Source organism: Enterococcus sp. AZ078, from assembly GCF_051714985.1.
GTDB classification, from domain to species: domain Bacteria; phylum Bacillota; class Bacilli; order Lactobacillales; family Enterococcaceae; genus Enterococcus_B; species Enterococcus_B hirae.
In genome coordinates, this window is sequence record NZ_JBIOSW010000001.1 from 428,275 (window position 1) to 449,772 (window position 21,498).

Here is a 21,498-nt window from a genome sequence, read left to right on the forward strand (position 1 = left end):
GAGGAGGCGTAGGCATGGAAACCGTTGGAGAAATCATGGAAAAGCTGATACAGAAAGTGCTTGTCCAACGTGGCGAATGTCCTGAATGCGGACAGCCCTTGTATGGCTGGCGTACGAAGAATCCTGATGGCTCAGAGCGCTGTAAACCAACCTGTATGCAATGTGGGTATAAAGCATTGCGAGTTCAGGAAGACTTACAAGCAGAGCAAATGTACAACGAAAGCCTGAAAGCAAGAGCTATCAATTTTTTCAAAGGTGGTTCTGTCGTGCCTAATAAAGCGATGTTTGATTGTACATTGCAGAATTATCAAATCGTTGATCAAGAAACAAGACAAGCGGTTGAAGTAACCAAACGCTTTGTTAATTCAGTCTTGTTAGGAAATCCAAGTCACCTTGTTTTAACTGGCAAACAGGGAGCAGGTAAAAGTCACCTAGCGATGGCAGCGGCTTGGGAAGTTTTGAAGCGCTCAAACTACGACAAGAAAATCTTGTTTATCGGATTACAGGAAATGCTGGATCAAATCAAGTTTTCGTACAACAATCCTGAACTCAGAAAAACGATTGAAGGCTCGTTGATTGCAGATATCAAAACAGCGGATTTAGTTGTCATTGATGATATCGGATCAGAATTAGGAAAAGATGCATCGGAAAGTCGAGCGTTTGGCATAAACACGCTAAATTCATTTTTGGATGCACGACAAAACTTAGCAACGATTATCACAACGAACTTGCTTGGCAAAGAACTGAAAGAAGCCTACGGTACGAGGACGACATCAAGAATGTTTGTCAATTCTGATGGATTTACGATGGTATTTTCTCAAACAGCAGATAAACGATTAAAACCAGTAAAAGGAGCGACAGCATGAACAAATACCGCAATCGAAAAACGGTTCATCGTGGGATCAAATTCGATTCTGTAGCAGAAGCAGAGTATTATGATCTGGCAGTATGGCAAGCGGAAGCAAACGGCTGGAAAGTAAAGCTTCAGGAAAAATTTGAACTATTGCCAAAATTTGAATTGGAAGGCAAGAAGTACCGTAAAATCGAGTATATTCCTGACTTCACGTTTTATAAAAACGGTAAGCTTGTGAAAGTTGTAGATGTCAAAGGAATGCAGACAAAAGATTTTAAAATCAAAGCGAAACTGTTCTGCCATCGTTATCAAGTGCCGTTGATATTAGCTAAAAAATATGGCAAGACGTTCAAGGAAGAGCGTTTTTAAAAGAAAGGTTAGGAAGGTTTGAAAATGAGCAGAAAAAAGAAATTCATTCCAGAAGTTAACCAAGAGGTTGAATGCTTCTGTTGTGATTCAAATAGAGAGACACCATGGCTTTATCCATTTTCGGGATATGTAAAACATGTTTATGACAATTCAGCGATGGTAACGATTGATAGTACTCATCCAGACGATGATGGTTTAGCAGTTGGATACCACGGGAAAACGATTGTTCCATTTACAGAAATGAGGGCTGTGGAATGCTAGATATGAAAGGTTTACTAAATATCGCATCAGCTTTTTTAGGATGTGGACTTATTTTAGCAATGGCAATGCTTGTATTAGCAGGAGTAGTCAAATTAGGCGTACTTCTTTGGCAAATGATTTTTTAGGAGGAAAAATAATGGACGAACTGATTGCAAAAGTAGAGCAGTGGGAAAAAGACAAAGGATTGGATCAAGCAGAATCTAGCAAGCAAATGCTTAAAACGGTCGAAGAAGTCGGCGAAGTCGCGTCGGCTTTGGCTAGAAAAGATAAACATGGTTTAAGAGACGGAATCGGTGACGTAGTGGTTACCTTAATAATTCTTGCGATGCAAAATGATATGGACCTATATGAATGTCTAAATCAAGCGTACAACGAAATCAAAGGACGTAAAGGTGTAATGATTGCTGGCGTGTTTGTGAAGTTAGAAGATTTACTGGAGGATAGCAAATGAAACGTATATCGATCAGAACAGCCATTCGTCGATTGAGAAGCTATCTGATAATTTTCGCAACTGCTGAAGAACGAAAAGGCCTAGAGAAAGCTACTATTTTGGAAAATATGGAGGACGGCGATGAATAAACAGGAGTTGATTGATAAACTAGCAAGCCTTGTAGGTAGCATGGAAGACTTTAAAGGTATAACTGATTTTCATGATGGGAAATATGCGGGTTTAGAATAAGCATTAGAACTAATCAAACAACTAGACGAACCGCAGAAGCCAGTTGTGCCTCAGTTTGTGGCGGAGTGGTTTGAAGATAATAAAGATGCATTGGATTTAGCGATTTTTATGGCAATCAGAGAATTAGACAATGAAGAATGGCCACACAAGACAGATTTTGAGAATTGGTTAGATGTTGCTGAAAATAAACCAATCGAAACACTCATTCGTATGAAAGACGGCTACGAGGTCGAAAAAGAGCCGTTGTACTGCGTGAAAATTGACAAAGGATATTTTTCTGGTTTTGATGACACTAAAGTGACCTATGTTATTGATGATGCTCCAGGTGCCTTAGCTCAACGTGTTAAATATGAGACTAGAGAAGAAGCCGAAATGGATGCTATACAAATCGGTGGAACAGTGGAAGAGGTGATAGAAGGATGAAATATAGAAAGAAACCAGTAGTTATTGAAGCTTTTAAATTAAATTCAAGAGGGCTTATAGGGGAAGAATGGTTTTGGGATGCTGTATCAGAAAACAGAATTATTACCTATAATTTCGGTAAAAATTATCCGCAAGATGCATGGTGTGAAATAAAAACTTTAGAAGGGATAATGGTTGCTAAAACAGGTGACTACATTATTAGAGGGGGAGAAGGTGAGATTTATCCATGTAAACCGGATATTTTTGAGAAAACGTATGATGTAGCAAGTCAGCAATCACAGTTAGACGACAACCAGCAAATCGTGTTGGAGCAACTGAAAATCAATGCAGGTTCAGAAGGTTCACTAACAAAAGCGATTCATTCTCTCTTTAATTCACTATCCATTTCACCTGTTCGGCTTGAAAAAGATGGAGCTGAGGAATTATTGAAAGCTAGAAATGCACTTGCAAGATTGACTAGAAAACAAGAGGCAGAAGTTCTAGCAGCATTCGCTCAGTGGGGATTAGAGCAGGAGAAAGCGGAATGAAAAACACAATCATTAAAACAGATAACGACGAACAAGGCTGGATGGACTCATTCAACGATTGGAATAGTAGCAGTTACTCATTAAATCAAAAAATTGATTCAAAAGAGGTTGAAGAACTAAAAAAGAGAATCGATGAATTTAATCACTCTGTGGCATGTGGTCCAGCGGTTCGATTGGAGGAAGCGGAATGATCTATCCTTTTATCTTTATTGTACTTTTCGTTTCTATGCTAGTAATCATACAAGAGGAGAACAAGAAATAATGGGAAAGACGAAATCGAAAATCAAGAAGAAAAAACGCCGTTTGGAACAAAAGGCAATTCAGAATGGAACGGCTAACGCAAAGCTCTTGAAGAAGGGAGAAGTAAGCAGATGGAAACAATTGAACAAACGATTACGAGTAATGAAGTAGCGAAAATGGTGGGGCGTACACATGACAACGTGTTGAAAGATATTCGAAATATCATCAAACAAATCGGTGGCGTGAAAAATCACGAGTCCTATTTTATCGAATCAACGTATACAAATTCTCAAAATAAAGAACTACCAAATTACTTGTTAACTAAAAAAGGCTGTGAGCTTTATTCAACCAGAATGACAGGAGCCAAAGGTACACAATTTGCAGTAGCTTACATTGAACGGTTCAACCAAATGGAAAATCAATTGAAGGAAGCAATGCCACCGATCAGTAATACCGAATTACTATTAGAAACAGCGCTAAAACATGAACGAAATTTAGCAGCAGTAAATGAACGATTAGATAAATTAGAAACGGAAACGATCATCAATTCTAGTCAACGTCGTAAAATACAGGGATTAGTTCGATCTACAGTAATAAAAATACTAGGTGGCAAGAAAAGTAATGCCTATAAGAATAAGAGCATAAACAGAGCTGCGTTCAGTAATTGTTACAATCAATTGAAAGCAGTATTTGATGTGGCTTCTTATATGGATATTCCAAAAGCTAGATTTCTAGATTTATAGAAGCTATAGATTTAATCCCAAAATGGAAACCCGATTTAGAATTACAAGCTAGGATTAATCAAGCGAACGGAATTTCTAGCTTGTGGTAAAAAGAACATAAAAATAGACAGCCGAAATTGGCTGTCGCTACATAGAATGGTGAGTTGTAACAAATCCTTTCTCAATTATAACATACCTTAGAGTGATTTGTAATGATCAAAGAAACCGACATAAAACAAAAGAAAATGCCATTTACAAGAAAAGTAAAAAGAACAATTAATTATTAGTTATTTTTTTCTTCGAAAATATAATTTTTGAATGTCTTTGATAGAGGGAAAAATATCATACAGAAAAGTAATAATGCCTGGTAAGAACAAATCATTTTTAGATTGGCTGTCTGATATTGCAGATTTAGGTAAAAATGGATGAAAAACTCAAATAAGTTAAGCACTAATAGGCAGAGATAATATCTTTGTTTTACTTTATAATTATGTATCCAATAAAAACTAATTTTGTAATCAATAGTTACAAGTAGTAGTAACAAAATTTTAAGTAACACTGTAGTAGTATTATGCTCGTGAGCAAGGCGATTGAACATTAACATTAGTGTTGGTAGGGGAATATAGATAGTTAACAATGAAATAAAAGGCATATATTACTCCTGAAAATTTAATACATTCCACAATTTTAGTATATCACATAGAGGAGTGATTTTGCTTGATGAATTTATTAAGAGAAGTAGATTTCAAACAAACAAGAGATAATGCCAGAAATGTTTTAAAGAATTTTAGACGTTTAGAGCGTATAGCAGGTCGCTCTTTGATAGATATTAAGTCACCAGTTATAACAGATATGCCTAAAACTCCTAGTCATGGAAACAAAGCAGAAGATGCCATGATCCAATTAGCAGATGCTGAAGCAGAAAGAGATGCGATTTTGAGGGCTTTGATGGCGCTTAGTCTAATTAGTCGTCAGATACTCTACTACAGTTTCTGTGTGCCAGACAGTTTCTCAAACTACAGGATTAGTCGTGAAGTAGGTTATTCAGAAAGAAGCATTCAACGGATGAAGTCTGAAGCTCTGATAGAGTTTGCAGAAGCATATAGACATGGGGAAAAAATTGCTTATAAATAATTTGGCGGTTTTTTGGCGGAATGATGGCGGTTTTTAGCCATTTACCAGTGATATTATGATAGTGTCGAAAGATTAGTAATTCGACAAAATAAGCGAAGGGAGGCAGTCTCCCTTATCGTTGTAATTATGCTTTGATAGACAGCAACTAATCACAAAAATACGAAAAAGGAAGTGAAAACCTCCTTTACTTTCCATTATTTATCTATATCAACTGGTTGCTGTCTGTTTTGATATAAAAAAATTAGCTATCCTCAAAAGATAGCTAGCAATACAATTATTTTTTACTGCAACAAGAACGACAACAGTATTTGCATCCAGAAACATTTAAATTTGGTTTTTTGATACGAATATATCGGAGCGCTGATGAACATTCTATATAGTATCCAATTTCAATCGAATGATTTTTGTCAGGGGCATATGGACAGTCTATTTCATGTAGTATGTGAGTATTATTTTTTGTAGGTGTTGTATCAATAACATAATTAGGCATATGAAAAATTCCTTTCTTCATTTGCAATCCAATAACCATGGTAAAAGATTTTCAAGTATTATTGTGTTATTGCGATTTTAAAGACATATGTATAACAAGTAAGACATAATACTAATATTTTGCAGAGTAAGGAAAGATAATAAAAATTAAATTCCTCTTAAGAATAGAGGAAAACTTAAGAGGAAAGGTAATGTTATTAACCAGCAGACTAAACAATGTGAGCGTTTATTTAGTTATTCATTTTTAAATTTTGAAGGAACAAACATTACCTAACAGTAATATTAACAAAATTTATTTAGTATCCCTATTATTTATTTGTATGTAATGGAAATAAATAATAAGAATTTCTTTTTAGTGTGTGTTAAATTACTAAAAAAATTCAAAGGTGCGAATCAAAAATGTTATTTATTGTTTGTATATTGGCGATATGGCTTAATTTATTTGATTATATAGATATTAGTTGGTGGTTTTTAGTACCGGCTCTAATAATTGTTTTTCTAATGGGTATTTTAGAATTAATATTGATTTTTAAAGAGAGAAAGTCTTCCATGAAAGATAAGAAAGCTAAAAATAAAAAGTATAATTGAGATCACTCGTTGAGTGGTCTTTTTGTTTTTGAATTTACAAAACAAATGTTGCAAAAAGTGAGGTGGTATCACATGTGAAAAAATACGAATTAGCCAAAGAAGATTATGAAAAAGGCTTAAAATACAGGGAAATAGCCGATAAATACGATGTATCAATTAGTACGGTAAAGTCATGGAAATCTCGTTATTGGTCGCAAGAAAAGGTTGCAACCAAGGACGCAACCATACCTAATAACAAGGGAGCTCCTGTCAGAAATAAAAACGCTGTAAAACATGGTCTTTTTGCTAATTGGTTACCCTCTGAAACGTTAGAAATCATGAATGAGGTTGCAACCTCTAAGCCAGAAGATATTATCTGGAATAACATTATGATTCAGTACACGGCTATTATCAGAGCGCAGAAAATCATGTATGTTTCTGGGTCAGAAGATTTATCAAAAGAAGTTTCGAAATGGTCCTCAAGCGATTCTGGTAGCTCAGAAGAATATGCTATTCAATATGCATGGGACAAACAAGCAAACTTTTTAAATGCGCAGTCAAGAGCGATGAGTACATTGTCTAATTTGATAAAGCAGTTTGTAGCTATTGCTGATGAACAGGATGAAAGACGTAAAAAGCTGGAATTGATAGATGCGCAAATTATGAAAATAAAGCATTCAATTCCTGATAATGAGTCAATAAGTAGTTTGATTACAATTATCGATTCTTGGAGTGAATCCAATGTGCAAAATTAATATACAAAAAGAAGTTAATCCTCACTTTAAATCAGTTTGGCAATCTAATAAACCTTACAATATTCTAAAAGGTGGAAGAAACTCGTTTAAGTCTTCAGTCATTGCATTACTACTAGTTTATACGATGATTAAATACATTCTCTTGAATGAAAAAGCGAATGTGGTAATAATACGTAAAGTTGCAAATACAATTCGTGATAGTGTTTATTTAAAAATACAATGGGCATTAAATAAATTCGGTATAATGGATGATTTTTCTTGTACCGTTTCGCCATTTAAAATTACACATAATCAAACAGGATCAACTTTTTATTTTTACGGTCAAGATGATTTTCAAAAGTTGAAATCAAATGATATCGGAAATATTATTGCGGTATGGTATGAAGAAGCTGCCGAGTTTAAAAATGCAGAAGAGTTTGATCAATCAAATACAACATTTATGCGCCAAAAGCATCCATTAGCAAAGACTGTTCAATTTTTTTGGAGTTATAATCCACCTAGGGATCCTTATTCATGGATTAATGAATGGGTTGAAAAATTAAAAAATCAACCTAGTTATTTGATTCATGAATCAAGCTACTTAAATGATGAATTAGGTTTTGTTACAGATCAAATGCTAGAAGAGATAAATCGTATTAAAGAAAATGATTATGATTATTATAGATATTTATATTTGGGTGAGCCTGTGGGCTTAGGAACAAATGTTTATAATATTGATCTGTTTAAACGATTAGATGAGCTACCAACGGATGATCGTGTTATAGCTTTATATTATGCGACGGATGTTGGACACCAGACATCTGCAACTGTTTGTTTGTGTTTTGGTCTGACTGCAAAAGAAAATATTATTCTATTAAATATGTACTATTACAGCCCACAGGGAAGAGCAATAAAAAAAGCACCAAGTGACTTATCAAAAGAGCTACATGAATTTATTACAAAAACTTCTCGTCATTCCTATGTGGGAAATGCACCAATTAGACAGCGAACAATTGATAGCGCAGAAGGTGGGTTGCGTAATCAATATACTAAGGATTTTGGAAAAAGATGGCATCCTGTAGCAAAGAAAAAAAATATAGATATGATTGATTACGTCCATGACTTATTAGCGCAAGGACGTTTTTATTATTTTGAACCAACCATAAAAACAGGGTTGAGTAATTGTGACAGTTTAAATTTGTTTATAGAAGAACATAAGCGATACCAATTTGATGAACGTTATTTAGAATCAGAGGATCCAAAGGTTATCAAAGAATTCGACCATTCTGTTGATGCTTTCAAGTATGCCTGTGTTGATAATGCAAGAGAGTGGAAACTCAAAAGGTAGGTGACATCATGAGTTTTATAGATAAGATAAGAAACTTATTTAAGAAGGGAGGGTATGCAGTGACAGGACAATCGCTAGCAACAATCAATGATCATCCAAAAGTAAATATTGATACGAAAGAGCTAGAACGTATCGCAATTGATTTTAAAGAGTATAGAAATGAATACGATGAAATTCAATACATCAATTCTTCAAATAAAATTCAAAAAAGAAAATACATGGCATTAAACATAAGAAAATTGACAGCGGAGTTAATGGCTAGTTTGGTATTTAATGAACAAGTCGAAATTAAAGTCGACGAACCTAAAGCAAATGAGTTTATTCAGCATGTTTTAGAACACAATGATTTCAAAAAAAACATGACAAAATACTTAGAACCTATGTTTGCTACAGGAGGGCTGGCAATTCGTCCATATGTAGATACTCAAACAGGAGAATTGGAATTCTCTTGGGCATTAGCTAATGCTTTTTATCCATTACGTTCTACCTCTAACGGTATTTCAGAAGGTGTAATGATGTTTAAAACATTAGAAGTTGAGGCAAACAATATTATTTATTATACACTTTTAGAGTTTCACGAATGGTCAAATGGAACGTTAGTAATTACCAATGAACTCTATTGTTCTGATAACTCGAATATTATTGGCAAAAGAGTTCCACTTGGTTATAAAAATCAATATAAAGATTTACAAGAAACGACTACAATTAAAAATCTACAAAAACCTTTATTCAATTATCTTAAGCCAGCAGGATTTAATAATTTTAGTTTGCATAGTCCGTTAGGGTTGGGGATTTGTGATAATGCGACAAATACAATAAAACAAATAAATGATACTTTCGATCAATTTCATTGGGAAATCAAGATGGGACAACGTACAGTTGTCGTTAGTGATCATTTATTAGATTATGTACCAGATGAACAAGGTAATCAACTACACCCTATTTTTGACCCTGACGTTAATATTTATCGTCCGATGAGAATGGAAGACGATAGAGAATTTGTACAAGATATTACTCGTGATCTTCGTACAGAGCAATATATATCTTCTATCAACTATTTCTTAAAAACTCTTGAAGTACAACTACAGTTAAGTGTAGGAACGTTCAGTTTTGATGGCAAATCTATGCAAACAGCTACAGAGGTAATCAGCCAAAACTCACTGACTTATAGGACTAGAAATATGCATTGTAACGAAATAGAAAAGTTTATCAAGGGATTAATTGTTTCTATTTTAGAACTAGCTAGTGTGATGGTTTATGAAGGTCATAAGTTATACTCTGGAGCTATACCCTCATTTGAGGAAATAAGTGTAGATTTTGATGATGGTATTTTTGAAAGTTTAGAACAAAAATTAGCATTTTACAGCAAGGCTAAAACAGCTCAATTAGTACCAACTACTGAAGCTTTAAAAGGGATTTTTAATTTGACGGATGAGGAAGCAATTAAATGGTTTCAACGAATACTGCAAGAAGAGTATGAACTAGATCCAAAAGAAGTTGAGGAATTTCTGACTAAAAAAGAGCTAGGAGATGAGGAATAATGATTACACCTCATCAATTAGACTTATGGTCTTCTAATATGGCGCATCTATATCAATCATTGGAAGGCGAATTAATACGTATTATCATTAAGAGATTAAACAACGGACATGACGATATTTTAGAGTGGCAAAGAGAAAAACTGCAAGAGCTACACTTATTCAATAAGGAAACCGTCAAAGTGATTTATCAAGTAACAGGAATTGCTGAATCTGAAATTGAACGAATGTTTGAAAATACGGGTGACAAGATTATAAGGGATACAGATAGAGAGTTACCTTATGATACAAAACCTATTCCAACTAATTTAGATAACATCATGAAAGCTTATCATGATCAAGTTTGGTCTGATATCAATAATTATGTGAATCAAACGTTGTTATCTACCAACTTCGGTTATGGAACTGCCACTACTCAAATGTACACAGAAATTGTTAACAAGACTACGGCTGCATTTAATAGTGGTATATTTACGTTTGAAGAAGCTTTAGCTAGAACCATTCAGCAATGGGCTCAAAAAGGGATTAAGTCAACCTTTATTGATAAAGGGGGACATACGTGGAGTCTAGAGCGATATGTTCGAACGGTTTTAAAGTCTACCCTATCAAATACCTATGACACGTTAAGAAAAGAACGTATGAGTGAGTATGGTGTTTATACAGTTGTAGTAACAAGTCATATGGGAGCAAGACAAGCATGTTCAAAGATACAAGGAAACGTTGTCGATTTAAGGCAAATGTCTGAGTTGCCATCTAATTGGAAATATCGAAGTATCTACGATCCATACTGGAATGCTGAATATGGTACCCCTGGCGGTCACAGAGGTGTTAATTGTCAACATTTACATATTCCGTTTGTTCCTGGTGTAAATACCAATAACCAACCGAAATATGATGCGAAAGAAAATGAGAAAGTAGCTCTGTTAACTAGTCGTCAACGTCAATTAGAAAGACAAGTTGTGAAATATAAAAAGAATAGAATGGTTTCAGAAGCTCTAGGACAAGACGAAAACGCCAAAGATTGGTCAAGGAAGATTAGAGCCACACAAAGTCGCTTACGTACTCTAGTTGATTCTAATGAGTATTTGAGTAGAAATTACGCAAGAGAGAAGGTATACACACCTATTAATACCTTATTGAAAGATTTTCACTATGATGATTTTTAAGTCTAATCAATGATTAGGCTTTTTATTTTGCCCTGAATACGGCGTTAAACTGTTCAATCCATCGAGGGCGTAGCCTCGTTAAACAACGAAAGGATGAAGAAAATGAAGCGAGAACAATTAAGAGAACTTGGATTGACAGATGAACAAGTGAATTCTGTTGTGGGGTTACATGGTCAAACTGTTACTGAATTGAACAAAACTCTTGCTGCTGCAGAACAAGAGCGTGATCAACTTAAGGAACAACTTAACTCAAATCAAACAGAGTTAAACGCTTTGAAAGAAGCGACTAAAGACAACGAAGAGTTAACTCGACAGCTTGCAAATTTACAAAGTAAGTTCGATAAAGCGAAAGAAGATGCTGAAGCAAATCTTACGGAGCAACAAAAAGATTTTGCCATCAAGCTAGCTTTAAAAGAAGCGAATGCACTTGATGAAGAAATTGTGCTTAGTCAACTAGATAAAGACACTATTAAAGTTGTCGACGGCAAATTACAAGGTTTTGACGAACAATTAAAGGGACTACAAAAAAATAAATCATTCTTATTTCAAGAAGCAAAAGACCCTAAAACAATTCCGCCGATACCAACGATTGTTTCCTCTGGTAACCCTGCTGGGGCTACAGTGGACGGAAAAAGTATTGTACAAAAAATTCAAGAAAGATTAGGTGATTAAATATGGCTTTAGTATTAGATTCGAAAGATTTAGCAACTATTGACAAAGATTTTAGAGCTGATTCCCAAGTATGGGATGTTTTAACCCAAGGGGCAAAAAGCATTACGGCTGCTGATTTTGTCGGTGTAAATGAAGTACGGGTTAATAAAATGTCCGGCTTTGTTGAAGCTTCAAAATATAACCGTAATGGCGATAATGCACGTAATAAAATTAATATCGAAAAAGAAACGATTAAATTAACACATGAAGATTGGTTTGCTTATGATGTAGATCAACTTGACCAATCAGAAAGCTCGGCATTGACGATTAATAATATTGTAACTGAGCATAAACGTCTAATTACAGTTCCACATCGAGATAAGGTAGCTATTCAGGCTTTATATGATAATGCAGGAAATAAAGAGAATGAAACTTTAACTGAAGATAATATTTTATCAGCATATGACGCATCAGAAGAATATATGACTGATAACGAAGTGCCTGGTGGCTATGTGATGTTTGTTTCAGCCGCTACTTATCGCCTATTGAAAAATGCTAAAGGTGTTACAAAATCATTCACTACTAATCAAATGTCTATTGCGGGAATTGATCGAACAGTAGCACAAATTGATGGTGGAGTTCCTATTTTGAAAGTAGCGAAAAATCGTATCGGGGGATTAACTATTACTGAAAACATTAACTTTATTGTTACTCCTTTAACAGCAGTAGCCCCAATCGTTAAATATGGAACAGTAGATACTGTCCCTGCTTCTCAAGACAGAAGTGGTTATCGAGATACAATCAAAGGCTTAGATTATTACGATGCTATCGTGTTTGATAATGCAAAAAAAGCAATCTATCTATCGTATGCCCCAAAAGATTAACCCCATCAATAGATGGGGTGGATGTGACGGCAACGAGCGCCACTTTTCAACTTAGTTAGGAGAGATAGTAATGTCGCAAGTTTTTGTTATTTACAAAGGAAACGAAAAAATTGCAGAAGGAGCTAGTCCGCTGACAATCGATGGATTAGCTCCATCAACCTTTTTTCCTGAAGGAACCTATCAAGTCGCTTATAAAGAAGGAACGGAAAAGACAAATATCCCCAGTTTTACAACGCTCCCAATTAAGGAAAGCCGAAATTTGATGATTAATGGCGAAGAACGTACCGGTGATTATTATGTATTAGATATTTCTCAAGAAGATTATTTAGCAATACAAGATTATTCAAATGAAACGATTTATCGTGTACAGCCTGATATTGACGCGTCAGGTAGAGTCTATTTCTTAGGTGATGTGCCAATTGATGTCTCTAAAAAAGATAATGTTGTCGAATATACAAGAAACTATTATCCAAATAATAGCAGTGAGTGGCAAGAAGTTACCTATTCGGGATGGTCACCACCTAATACAGCATTCACTAGGACACTAAAAGAATTGAACTTGAAGCCTGGAGATAAAATTTCTGCTAGTGCAGAATATCAAAATAATAGTTCTATGGCGGTAACTACAGAGCTAAAAGTTCAAAAAAGTTCTGGAAGGTTAACGGCGCCATCTAATGAAATAGCGTCGAGCAGTTCAGGTATATCAAAGGGAGAGATTATTTTACCCGAAGATACCGTCTCTTTAAGTGTGACCCCAGGTGTTAAGGGGAATGCTTCTACTTCAGTTACGATAAGTTATCGACAAGTAAAAATGTACCGAGGTTCTAAAGATGAGATGTGCGGCTATACAGTTGCGCCAGAAATAATCATCGGGAATAAATCATCCGTTTCTTTAAAAAGTAAAACTATTCCTGAATTAAAGTCATTATTAGATGACCGAATGATTTCTTACAAATCCACCGATCGAAAAAGTGATCTAATCAAGTTGCTAGAAGGTGAATCTGTATGAGTGCTTATATCGAATTCGAGGAATTTAAAGAATTAACAGGAAAAACGGATGATTACAAAACGATTTTTGCTTCTAATCTAGCGAAAGCTTCTGCTGTTCTAGATAATATAACCAACCATTTTTATCGTTTCAATGATATAAAAAGTGATCCAATTGCTTTTCGTGTTCACCAATTCAAGTTAGCGCTCTGTGCTCAAATCATTTATTTCGATGAAGTTGGCGGAGATACTTACGAAAGTATTAACAATACGCCACAAAGTTTTTCTGCTGGTAGAACAAGCATTACGAACGGCAACCGTAGTAGTTCTTTAAAAGGAAGTGGGGCTTCTGGGAATAAATTACTTGTCGCAGAAGACGTCTACATTTATTTAGAGAGCACAGGACTTTTATATCGAGGTGTACAATTATGTTAATGCTAAAGCCACCAAAGAAGTTTCTAGTTGATTCTTTTATCTATCGAGAATATTTAGGAGAAGGGGATTATAACAAGCCGATTTATGGAGATTATGCAACTATAGAAAATTGTCGCATTGACCGAGGAAGTCAGTATACTTTTTCGTCAAGCGGCAAACAGTTACTCTATAACGCAGTGATTTTTTGTTATGAAGGACTAACAACTCCGCTACCTACTTTTAAAGAGCAGTCACTAGTGATTTATGATGGTAAAGAACATGTCATTACTAAGGTTGATACGGTTATAGATGCTTATTCAAAAACTATTTATTCGTATGAATTAGAGGTGGTCTAAGTGGGAGTAAAGGTAGATATTGGAGGTATTCGAAAAAAAATAAGTCCAGAAGCTATGAAGCGCGGGAGATATGCTTTAGGTAATCAAGCAATGGCTGATATGAATCGCTATGTCCCAAAAAGATCTGGGGGAGGCGCATTGAGAGGGAGTGCTCATCTTAACGGTGATCACTCGAAAATTATTTATCAAACACCGTGCGCAAAAGCACAATATTATGGAACAAATGGAAAAGTAGTATTTAGAAAGTATTCCACACCAGGAACAGGTAAACGATGGGACTTAAAAGCAAATTCCATTCACGGTGCTAATTGGAAGAAAGCTTTTTTGAGAGGAGCGGGTATTGAATAATGGATTTTATTGATCGAGTAAAAGATAAAATCAATACTATTTCAGACTTGCCGATTCCATTAAGAAAAGGCTATCTGTCAGGAAATGAAAGTTTAGTTGTTTATCCATTACCAGGGGGTCAGGTATTGAAAGAATACTACGATGGGATAAAGGATGAACAATTAAACTATGAAATAGCTATGAAATCAAAAGATGGTTCGAAGATTGAGCAAGTCTTATGGCTTATTTCAGACTATTTAGAGCAAATTGAAGATATTCATAGCTTGAATGAATCTTTTGAATTCAGTCGATTAACTATAACGAGCAAACCATTCATCAATGAAGCGGATGAACAAGGTTGGTTCGTTTTTTTATTGGATTTTCAAGTGAAACTAACGACTTTTAAGGAGGAACAGCAACATGATTAAAATGAATTTACAATATTTTGGTCGCAAGAAAAATGCATTAAGAGAACATTATATTGCGGAGTATACACCAGGAGAAGAAACAGCACCAGAAGAAGGAGAAAAGTGGTTACCATTAGCTAAATTTATTAGTTCAATCGGTGATGACACTGACGAAGAAACAGACGATACAGGGTTTTATGACGGAGACGGCACCCCCGAAACAACTGTAACTTCTGTTTCAGGAGCGTATAGTCCGGAAGGGTTCTATGATCCAGAAGACAAAGCACAAGCGTTGATAGCATCTAAAAAATATAAAATCGGCGATGAACGAAAAATTTGGCATAAGGTCGTCCAAACTAACGGTGACACAGTTGTGGGACGAGCTACATTAACGGATATTGTCGCAGGTGCTGGTGATGCAACGGAATACGAAGAATTTAGTTGCAAAATTACCTTTGATACGTTACCAAAAACTACCCCAAAAGGCTAACCCCATCTATTGATGGGGTTGTCGTTGGCGATAGGGAAGTAACTGTACATGTTCATTAAAATAAGGAAGTGTTCAATGTGGAATTTCAATTAGAACGAAGTGGTTTTCCAATCAAAATTGGTGAGTTAGAATTTTTCTTTGGGACAGAAGTTGAAGAATTATTACGCTTTTACGACGTCCAAGATGAATTAGAAGTAAAACAGAGGGAGCTTTCAAAGCAGCAAGAAGAGCTTAAAAATATTGATAATTCTACTAAAGAATATGGATTATTACAGATTAATTTGCTGAAGGAAGTATTGAAAGCAAAATATGATGCATTACTAGGTGATGGTTCGTTTGCCAAGATATATGGCAAGTATCCATACATTAGCCAGTTAGATAGCTTATTCGATACTCTAGAATTTGAGGTTGCTGAAGAAATAGAAAGAGAAGCGACTAAGCGACAAAATGAGGTTATAAAACGGAAAAATGATTTATTGAAAAAGAAAGCATTAAAAAACAAGAAAAAGAAATAGGTGATTAGATGCGGTTAAACGATCCGTTAGTCACTTCGATTGAATTTGAAGGCAAAGAATATTCGATTGATTTAGCTTTTGATAATGTTTTAGATGTTTTCGACATATTAGCTGATGAAAGTTTATTCCCTGAAGAAAAAATAAATATGAGCTTAGAACTGTTGGTCGATGACTTTGAAGAACAATTTCAAGGGACAATCGAACAACAGTTTTTATTCTTTCATTCTATTTTTAGTACTTATATTAACACGGAAGAAGATGAGATAGAAACCGATCGATTAGGCAATCCGTTACCAAAAAAGCCGACAAAACATACGAAATTAATCGATTTAGTTCAGGATGCCAAGTATATCTATGCTTCGTTTAGGCAGATAGGAATTAATCTATTCGAAGAACAAGGGAAACTATCATGGGAAGAATTTCAAGCGTTACTTGAAAGTTTACCCGATGATACTATCTTGGCAAAAATTATTCAAATTCGTACTTGGAAACCAAGTAAAGGTGAATCAATGGAAGAAAAAAATCGAATGAAAGAGCTTCAGAAGAAATATGCATTGTCAGATACAGAGGGAGGTGAGGACGATGAGTGATGGAAGAGTTGAGATTGATGTTGAAGTTAATGGTAAAGGTGTAACTTCTCTAAATAAGAGTCTTAATCAATTGACAAGTGTAGGAAGTCGAGCAGGTGGGTCAATAAAAAACTTAGTTGTATCAATGGGACTACTTAAAGTTGCTTCTGCAGCAATTAGTACTTCGATGAATGCTATAAAAAGTTCATTTTCTAGCGCAATTTCTGAAGGAGCAAAGCTTGAACAGTCAATTGGTGGGGTCGAAACTTTATTTAAAGAGAATGCGGATATTGTTAAAAATTATGCAAACCAAGCTTTCAAAACAGCTGGCGTTTCAGCAAATAAGTATATGGAAAATGTTACTTCATTTTCTGCGAGTTTAATCGGTAGTCTTGGTGGTGATACAAAAAAGGCCGCAGAATTAGCTAATACGGCGATGATCGACATGTCAGATAATGCCAATAAAATGGGAACTGACATGGAAATGATTACTCAAACATATCAATCTTTGGCTCGCGGTAACTATGCCATGTTAGATAATCTAAAACTAGGTTATGGTGGAACAAAGTCTGAAATGGAACGCTTGATGAAGGATGCAGAAAAACTAACTGGTGAACATTATACAGTGGGTGATTTTGCAGATACGGTTAAAGCGATTCATGCAGTGCAAGAAAAATTAGGGATTACAGGAACTACAGCTAAAGAGGCTGCGACCACGATAAGTGGCAGTTTCGCTTCAATGAAAGCAGCAATGCAAAATGTTCTTGGAAAGTTGGCAATAGGTGAAGACATTAAAGATGAATTAAATGAACTTGCAACGACTACCTCGACTTTTTTATTTGGCAACTTTATTCCTATGGTGGGGAGAATTTTAAAAGGGTTACCTGAATTATTTTCGACATTCGCTAAATTAGCAGTTGATAACTTAAAAAAAGGGTTAAGCGATTTAACTGGTAAAGATTTATCAAAGCCGATTGATGCAGTTGTCGAAGTTTCTACTAAAGCTATTAAAAGTGTGAAAGAAGCCATAAAGTCAGTAATGACAGCTTTTTCTAATGTTTCGGGTGGTCCAAGCGCTTGGGTTTCAACGCTAGGAAAGGTTTTTATTGCTTTGAATAGTGTTATTACTGCTAGCGCCAATATCGTGAAAAAATTTATGACGGCACTAAGCAAAACTGGTGCTATTCAAAGTGTAAAAAACGCTATTGAAAGTGTTAGCGCAGCGTTTAAAAAAGTCGCAGATTCTGTTGGCGACGCTTCTATCTGGTCGACGTTAGGAACAGTTGTCGGTAAAGTGGTCGATGTAATTGCTAAGGCTGTAGACGGTATAGCCAAATTTATAGCTAAGCTAGATCCAAGTATCATAAGTGGATTTACAAATGTTTTAGTTGGAACTTTAGCAGGTTTTTCAGCAGTAAAAACAGGGATGAAAGGATTAGATTTTATAAAATCTTTCAATCCGTTTAACTTGTTCAAAAAGAACGTTGAACAAGGAATGAACGGAGCTGTAAAAGGTGTTAGTCGTTCAAAGAGTACGATGACTAATGTTTTCACTGGTCTCTCTAATGTAATAAAGTCTTCTGGAAACGCCATTAAAGCAAGTGCAACAGGTATAGGAACGGGTATAAAAACAGCTCTTACTGGAGTAGCAACTGCTGCAAAAGGCATAGGTGCTGGATTAGCAGCTACTTTTAAAGGGATAGGTGCGGCAATGAAATTAGCTGGTCCTGCTAATATTTTAGCACTTGGTACTTCTGTTGGGATAGCTGCTGTAGCTATTGGAGCTGGTATCGGCATTATTAACGCTTCGTTGGCATTACTGGCTACTCAAAGTGAAGGTGTGTCGATGATTATTTCTGCTTTATCTCAAGGGTTTTCACTGGTTGCTTCGACACTTATCGGTTCATTTGCTCAAGCTGTATCTTTAGTTGCTACGACTGTTATTAATGCTCTTGCCGAGGCTTTTGTGAAAGTTGCTAGTGTACTACCCCAGGTAACGATGGCACTCAGTAATTTGTCTCCTTTAGTAGTTGCTGTTGGCATTGCGATTGGTGCGATGGCAACAGCAATAGAAGCTGTAGGAATTGCTATAGGTGCAACTGCTCCAGCTATTGACGCTCTTGGAAATGCTATTGCAAAAATTTTAAGTACTTTGCCTCCAATCATATCTGCTTTAGGAACAGCTATCTCACAAATAGCAACAGCAATCACTCCAATTATTCAAATTATAGCTGATGCATTTGTTCGTCTTGGTCAAGTAGTAGCGGATGCAATCGTCCGAATAGTACAAGCATTAGCGCCATTTGCTCCGGCTGTACAAGCAATGGTTGAGGCTGTAGCACCAGTTATTTCTCAAATCGTTCAAGCGTTCCAAACTCTAATTACTGAAATTAGACCGATAATCGACTCTATAACTAATTTGATTAAAGAGTTAGGTACACAAATATCGAGCATTTTAGATAATATTGGAGGAGTTATTGAAAAATTTGGCGGAGTTATCAAAAATGTTTTTGATGGCGCTTCTAGCGTTATAGAAAGCTTTGGTAATGCTGTTAATAATATTCTTAGTGGAATTTCTGGTATTTTTGATTCAATTGGGAACTCTGCTTTGAATGCTGGAAAAGGCGTTAAACAAATGGCGCAAGGAATTAAAATACTTGTTGATTTAAAACTTGGTGATTTGGCAGCTACATTGGCGGCAACTGCAACTGGTTTGGCAGCTATTGCTGGTTCAGGAATCGCAACAGCGGGACCAGGAATGCAACAAGCAGGAATGGGATTGACGATGATTGCAAATGCCGGACAGGCTGCGAATATTACTTTGCAGACACTTCCTAATGTAATCACGCAATTCTCGAATAGTATCAATGCATTACCAGCGCAAATGATACAAGTTTCTAGTAGCTTTGCTAGTTTTGCTTCAGGGGCGGTTACTGGCTTATCGGGTTTATCAGGGGCAAATATCTATATATCAGCTTTTAGAACCCAACTAATGACGATTCCTCCTACACTTATGTCGGCTAGTGTTTCGTTTAATGCTTTTAGCACGAAAATATTGTCAATTAATTCGGCATTGAGTGCTGTACAAGGTGCGATTGCTTTATTCAATGCTAGGGTCATGAGTATTTCGGCAGCAGTGAATAACGCAGGTAACTCGTTTAGATTATTGACTAGTTCCGCAGCTATGATGTCAGCGGCGTTGAATAGAGTGAGTTCCGCAGCAACCAATACAGGAACTAACATTACAAGCATGACTGCTAATGTTAGTAATCAAATCAGAACAATGGCGACAACAACTAATGTTTTGGCTATGGCTTTTTCAACGATGTCTTCAAGGGTTTCGTCAATTATGAGAACAATGGTTTCTCAAATTTCAAAAACATTTACAAGTATGGGCAATCAAATTACGAAAGTATTTGCTCAAATTAATCAAAGAGTAGCCAGTGATGGCATGAAAATGGCGAGAACCGCTTTAAATGTTGGAAAAATGACAAGTAATAATATGGCTACGGGAATTCGCAGTGGAAATAGTCAAGTTCGGAGTGCTTCTAGTCAACTTGTGAATAGCGCTGTAAATGTTGCGCGATCGGGAGCTGGGTCAATGAGAGCAGTAGGATATATGATCGGTGCGGGGTTAGCGCAAGGTATGCGTTCTGCGCTAGGGTCAGTTACTGCAGCTGCTAATGCATTAGTAGCACAAGCGGAACGAGCTGCAAGAGCAAAAGCGAAGATTCATTCGCCTTCTCGTTTATTCCGTGATAATGTCGGTCGCTATATTCCTGAAGGAGTTGCTGTAGGTATTACTAGAGGTTCGCAATCAGTTGATAAGGCAATGGCTAGAATTTATGATGGACTGATGAAACCAATCCAACCAGAAACAGCCCTTGCAACTGGACGAATTGGTCTTGAACATTCAGGAAATCAAATTATTAATAATACCTATCATCAAAATGAAGGTATAGATTTGAAAGCTTTGGCTAGAGTATTAAATGCCCGCCCACTGAATGTCCAAGCGGTAGTTGATCCAAATCAAGTCAATCGTCGACTAACGCCTTATAATGCTGCGACAGTCGCAGAAAGAACCATTTTTGCAGAAAGGGGGATGGTAAACGATGCGCGATGGCAATAATCGCTATAAGTATGGCATTACATTTAACGGTAAACATAGCACCGATTTTGGTTTAGATGTTTTGGACGAAAAAGAGTTCGAGCTTCCTGAAAAAGAAAAAATACTCGTTGATCTTCCCCATTCTAATTTGGTTTATGATTTTTCTGAAGTTTATGGCGATCAAAACTATTCGGAAAGAACGATTACTTTTCCCTTTTTGATCATTGATCGTGAAGAAATGACGAAAGAAGCGTTATATCGTTTATGGACAAAAGTTGTTAATTGGCTGATGCAACCAACAACGAAAACAAAACTAATCGATGATGTGATGCTAGATTATTATTACTTGGCAGAGGTTCAAGAAGCGCCTACTTTTGAAGAAGCTGTTCGTTTCGGTACTTTAACTGTAAAATTTCAATGCTATCCTTTTCGAATCAGTGAATCCTTAGAATCCAATGATAACTGGGATGAATTTGATTTGGAAGATGGCTTTGCACAAACAACCTCTTATACGATTGACGGATTTCGTGTGTTGAAATATGTGAATGCTGGGATTGGTGTTGTCACTCCTACGGTAACTGCGCGTGGAAATTTTACCATCCAAAAAGATGGACAGACGTTCAAAATCTATTCAGGAACTGGTACTTCAGATGCCTTAGTTTTGAAAAATGGCGAGAATATACTTTATGTGACAGGAACAGGAACGTTGACGATTGATTTCAGAAAGGAGATTATCTAAA

The 21,498-nt window shown here is 36.0% G+C and carries 27 protein-coding genes and 2 pseudogenes; all 29 read left to right on the forward strand.

Translation table 11 applies throughout. From position 1 onward, the window contains the following. Window positions 1-14: 14 nt before the first annotated feature. Entirely contained in the window at window positions 15-866 is an 852-nt protein-coding gene (locus tag IGJ18_RS01995) for an ATP-binding protein (protein WP_014834293.1), read from the forward strand. Further along, entirely contained in the window at window positions 863-1,222 is a 360-nt protein-coding gene (locus IGJ18_RS02000; RefSeq protein WP_010738492.1) for a DUF1064 domain-containing protein, read from the forward strand. The genes IGJ18_RS01995 and IGJ18_RS02000 overlap by 4 nt, the downstream gene beginning before the upstream one ends. 24 nt (window positions 1,223-1,246) lie before the next feature. Further along, on the forward strand, window positions 1,247-1,483 hold the full coding sequence (locus IGJ18_RS02005) for a hypothetical protein (RefSeq protein WP_160445037.1): 237 nt from the start codon (window positions 1,247-1,249) through the stop codon (window positions 1,481-1,483). Next, window positions 1,477-1,608 (forward strand): hypothetical protein, encoded by a 132-nt coding sequence (locus IGJ18_RS02010; protein ID WP_325822051.1) that lies wholly within the window; start codon window positions 1,477-1,479, stop codon window positions 1,606-1,608. The genes IGJ18_RS02005 and IGJ18_RS02010 overlap by 7 nt, the downstream gene beginning before the upstream one ends. 11 nt (window positions 1,609-1,619) lie before the next feature. Continuing rightward, a complete protein-coding gene (locus IGJ18_RS02015) occupies window positions 1,620-1,934 on the forward strand; it encodes a MazG-like family protein (RefSeq protein WP_160445036.1) in 315 nt (104 codons plus the stop codon). Then, window positions 1,931-2,062, forward strand: a complete 132-nt coding sequence (locus tag IGJ18_RS02020) for a hypothetical protein (RefSeq protein ID WP_325822052.1) — start codon at window positions 1,931-1,933, stop codon at window positions 2,060-2,062. Before IGJ18_RS02015 ends, IGJ18_RS02020 begins: the two co-directional genes overlap by 4 nt. A 115-nt stretch (window positions 2,063-2,177) precedes the next feature. Beyond that, window positions 2,178-2,585: pseudogene (locus tag IGJ18_RS02025) on the forward strand (DUF1642 domain-containing protein); the annotation flags it as partial. Then, window positions 2,582-3,112, forward strand: a complete 531-nt coding sequence (locus IGJ18_RS02030) for a hypothetical protein (protein ID WP_160445035.1) — start codon at window positions 2,582-2,584, stop codon at window positions 3,110-3,112. The pseudogene IGJ18_RS02025 and the gene IGJ18_RS02030, both read left to right, overlap by 4 nt. Continuing rightward, entirely contained in the window at window positions 3,109-3,303 is a 195-nt protein-coding gene (locus IGJ18_RS02035) for a hypothetical protein (protein WP_325822053.1), read from the forward strand. The genes IGJ18_RS02030 and IGJ18_RS02035 overlap by 4 nt, the downstream gene beginning before the upstream one ends. A gap of 70 nt (window positions 3,304-3,373) precedes the next feature. Then, window positions 3,374-3,523: a hypothetical protein gene (locus tag IGJ18_RS02040; RefSeq protein WP_325822054.1), complete on the forward strand. Its 150-nt coding sequence runs from the start codon at window positions 3,374-3,376 to the stop codon at window positions 3,521-3,523. Further along, window positions 3,484-4,184: pseudogene (locus tag IGJ18_RS02045) on the forward strand (ORF6C domain-containing protein). The gene IGJ18_RS02040 and the pseudogene IGJ18_RS02045 overlap by 40 nt, the downstream one beginning before the upstream one ends. 610 nt (window positions 4,185-4,794) lie before the next feature. Further along, window positions 4,795-5,208: an ArpU family phage packaging/lysis transcriptional regulator gene (locus IGJ18_RS02050; protein ID WP_010738232.1), complete on the forward strand. Its 414-nt coding sequence runs from the start codon at window positions 4,795-4,797 to the stop codon at window positions 5,206-5,208. Between the two features lie 888 nt (window positions 5,209-6,096). Further along, window positions 6,097-6,285 carry a hypothetical protein gene (locus IGJ18_RS02055; RefSeq protein ID WP_438842799.1) on the forward strand — a complete coding sequence of 63 codons (189 nt, stop codon included), beginning with the start codon at window positions 6,097-6,099 and terminating at the stop codon, window positions 6,283-6,285. Between the two features lie 74 nt (window positions 6,286-6,359). Beyond that, the gene (gene terS / locus IGJ18_RS02060) at window positions 6,360-7,019 is read left to right on the forward strand and encodes a phage terminase small subunit (RefSeq protein ID WP_438842800.1); all 660 of its coding nucleotides are present in this window, start codon (window positions 6,360-6,362) and stop codon (window positions 7,017-7,019) included. Then, window positions 7,006-8,346, forward strand: a complete 1,341-nt coding sequence (locus tag IGJ18_RS02065; protein WP_086324974.1) for a PBSX family phage terminase large subunit — start codon at window positions 7,006-7,008, stop codon at window positions 8,344-8,346. Before terS ends, IGJ18_RS02065 begins: the two co-directional genes overlap by 14 nt. A gap of 59 nt (window positions 8,347-8,405) precedes the next feature. Further along, window positions 8,406-9,887 (forward strand): phage portal protein, encoded by a 1,482-nt coding sequence (locus IGJ18_RS02070; protein WP_160445050.1) that lies wholly within the window; start codon window positions 8,406-8,408, stop codon window positions 9,885-9,887. Beyond that, window positions 9,887-11,050 (forward strand): phage minor capsid protein, encoded by a 1,164-nt coding sequence (locus IGJ18_RS02075; protein WP_160445034.1) that lies wholly within the window; start codon window positions 9,887-9,889, stop codon window positions 11,048-11,050. The genes IGJ18_RS02070 and IGJ18_RS02075 overlap by 1 nt, the downstream gene beginning before the upstream one ends. Window positions 11,051-11,152: 102 nt before the next feature. After that, a complete protein-coding gene (locus IGJ18_RS02080; protein WP_160445033.1) occupies window positions 11,153-11,722 on the forward strand; it encodes a phage scaffolding protein in 570 nt (189 codons plus the stop codon). 2 nt (window positions 11,723-11,724) lie between these two features. Continuing rightward, window positions 11,725-12,585: a capsid protein gene (locus IGJ18_RS02085; protein ID WP_160445032.1), complete on the forward strand. Its 861-nt coding sequence runs from the start codon at window positions 11,725-11,727 to the stop codon at window positions 12,583-12,585. A 70-nt stretch (window positions 12,586-12,655) separates the two neighbouring features. Next, complete coding sequence (locus IGJ18_RS02090; RefSeq protein ID WP_438842801.1) at window positions 12,656-13,594, forward strand: hypothetical protein; 939 nt, start codon at window positions 12,656-12,658, stop codon at window positions 13,592-13,594. Then, a complete protein-coding gene (locus tag IGJ18_RS02095) occupies window positions 13,591-14,007 on the forward strand; it encodes a hypothetical protein (RefSeq protein WP_010738480.1) in 417 nt (138 codons plus the stop codon). The genes IGJ18_RS02090 and IGJ18_RS02095 overlap by 4 nt, the downstream gene beginning before the upstream one ends. Further along, window positions 14,001-14,342: a putative minor capsid protein gene (locus IGJ18_RS02100; protein WP_010738479.1), complete on the forward strand. Its 342-nt coding sequence runs from the start codon at window positions 14,001-14,003 to the stop codon at window positions 14,340-14,342. Before IGJ18_RS02095 ends, IGJ18_RS02100 begins: the two co-directional genes overlap by 7 nt. After that, window positions 14,343-14,690 carry a minor capsid protein gene (locus IGJ18_RS02105; protein WP_438842802.1) on the forward strand — a complete coding sequence of 116 codons (348 nt, stop codon included), beginning with the start codon at window positions 14,343-14,345 and terminating at the stop codon, window positions 14,688-14,690. After that, entirely contained in the window at window positions 14,690-15,097 is a 408-nt protein-coding gene (locus tag IGJ18_RS02110; protein ID WP_438842803.1) for a minor capsid protein, read from the forward strand. Before IGJ18_RS02105 ends, IGJ18_RS02110 begins: the two co-directional genes overlap by 1 nt. After that, entirely contained in the window at window positions 15,090-15,566 is a 477-nt protein-coding gene (locus IGJ18_RS02115) for a phage tail tube protein (protein WP_010738476.1), read from the forward strand. Before IGJ18_RS02110 ends, IGJ18_RS02115 begins: the two co-directional genes overlap by 8 nt. A gap of 77 nt (window positions 15,567-15,643) precedes the next feature. Further along, window positions 15,644-16,081 carry a hypothetical protein gene (locus IGJ18_RS02120; RefSeq protein WP_438842804.1) on the forward strand — a complete coding sequence of 146 codons (438 nt, stop codon included), beginning with the start codon at window positions 15,644-15,646 and terminating at the stop codon, window positions 16,079-16,081. A gap of 8 nt (window positions 16,082-16,089) precedes the next feature. Then, entirely contained in the window at window positions 16,090-16,671 is a 582-nt protein-coding gene (locus tag IGJ18_RS02125) for a Gp15 family bacteriophage protein (RefSeq protein WP_252702689.1), read from the forward strand. Continuing rightward, entirely contained in the window at window positions 16,664-20,779 is a 4,116-nt protein-coding gene (locus IGJ18_RS02130; protein WP_438842805.1) for a tape measure protein, read from the forward strand. Before IGJ18_RS02125 ends, IGJ18_RS02130 begins: the two co-directional genes overlap by 8 nt. Continuing rightward, a complete protein-coding gene (locus IGJ18_RS02135; RefSeq protein ID WP_252702671.1) occupies window positions 20,763-21,497 on the forward strand; it encodes a phage tail domain-containing protein in 735 nt (244 codons plus the stop codon). The genes IGJ18_RS02130 and IGJ18_RS02135 overlap by 17 nt, the downstream gene beginning before the upstream one ends. Window position 21,498 lies beyond the last annotated feature (1 nt).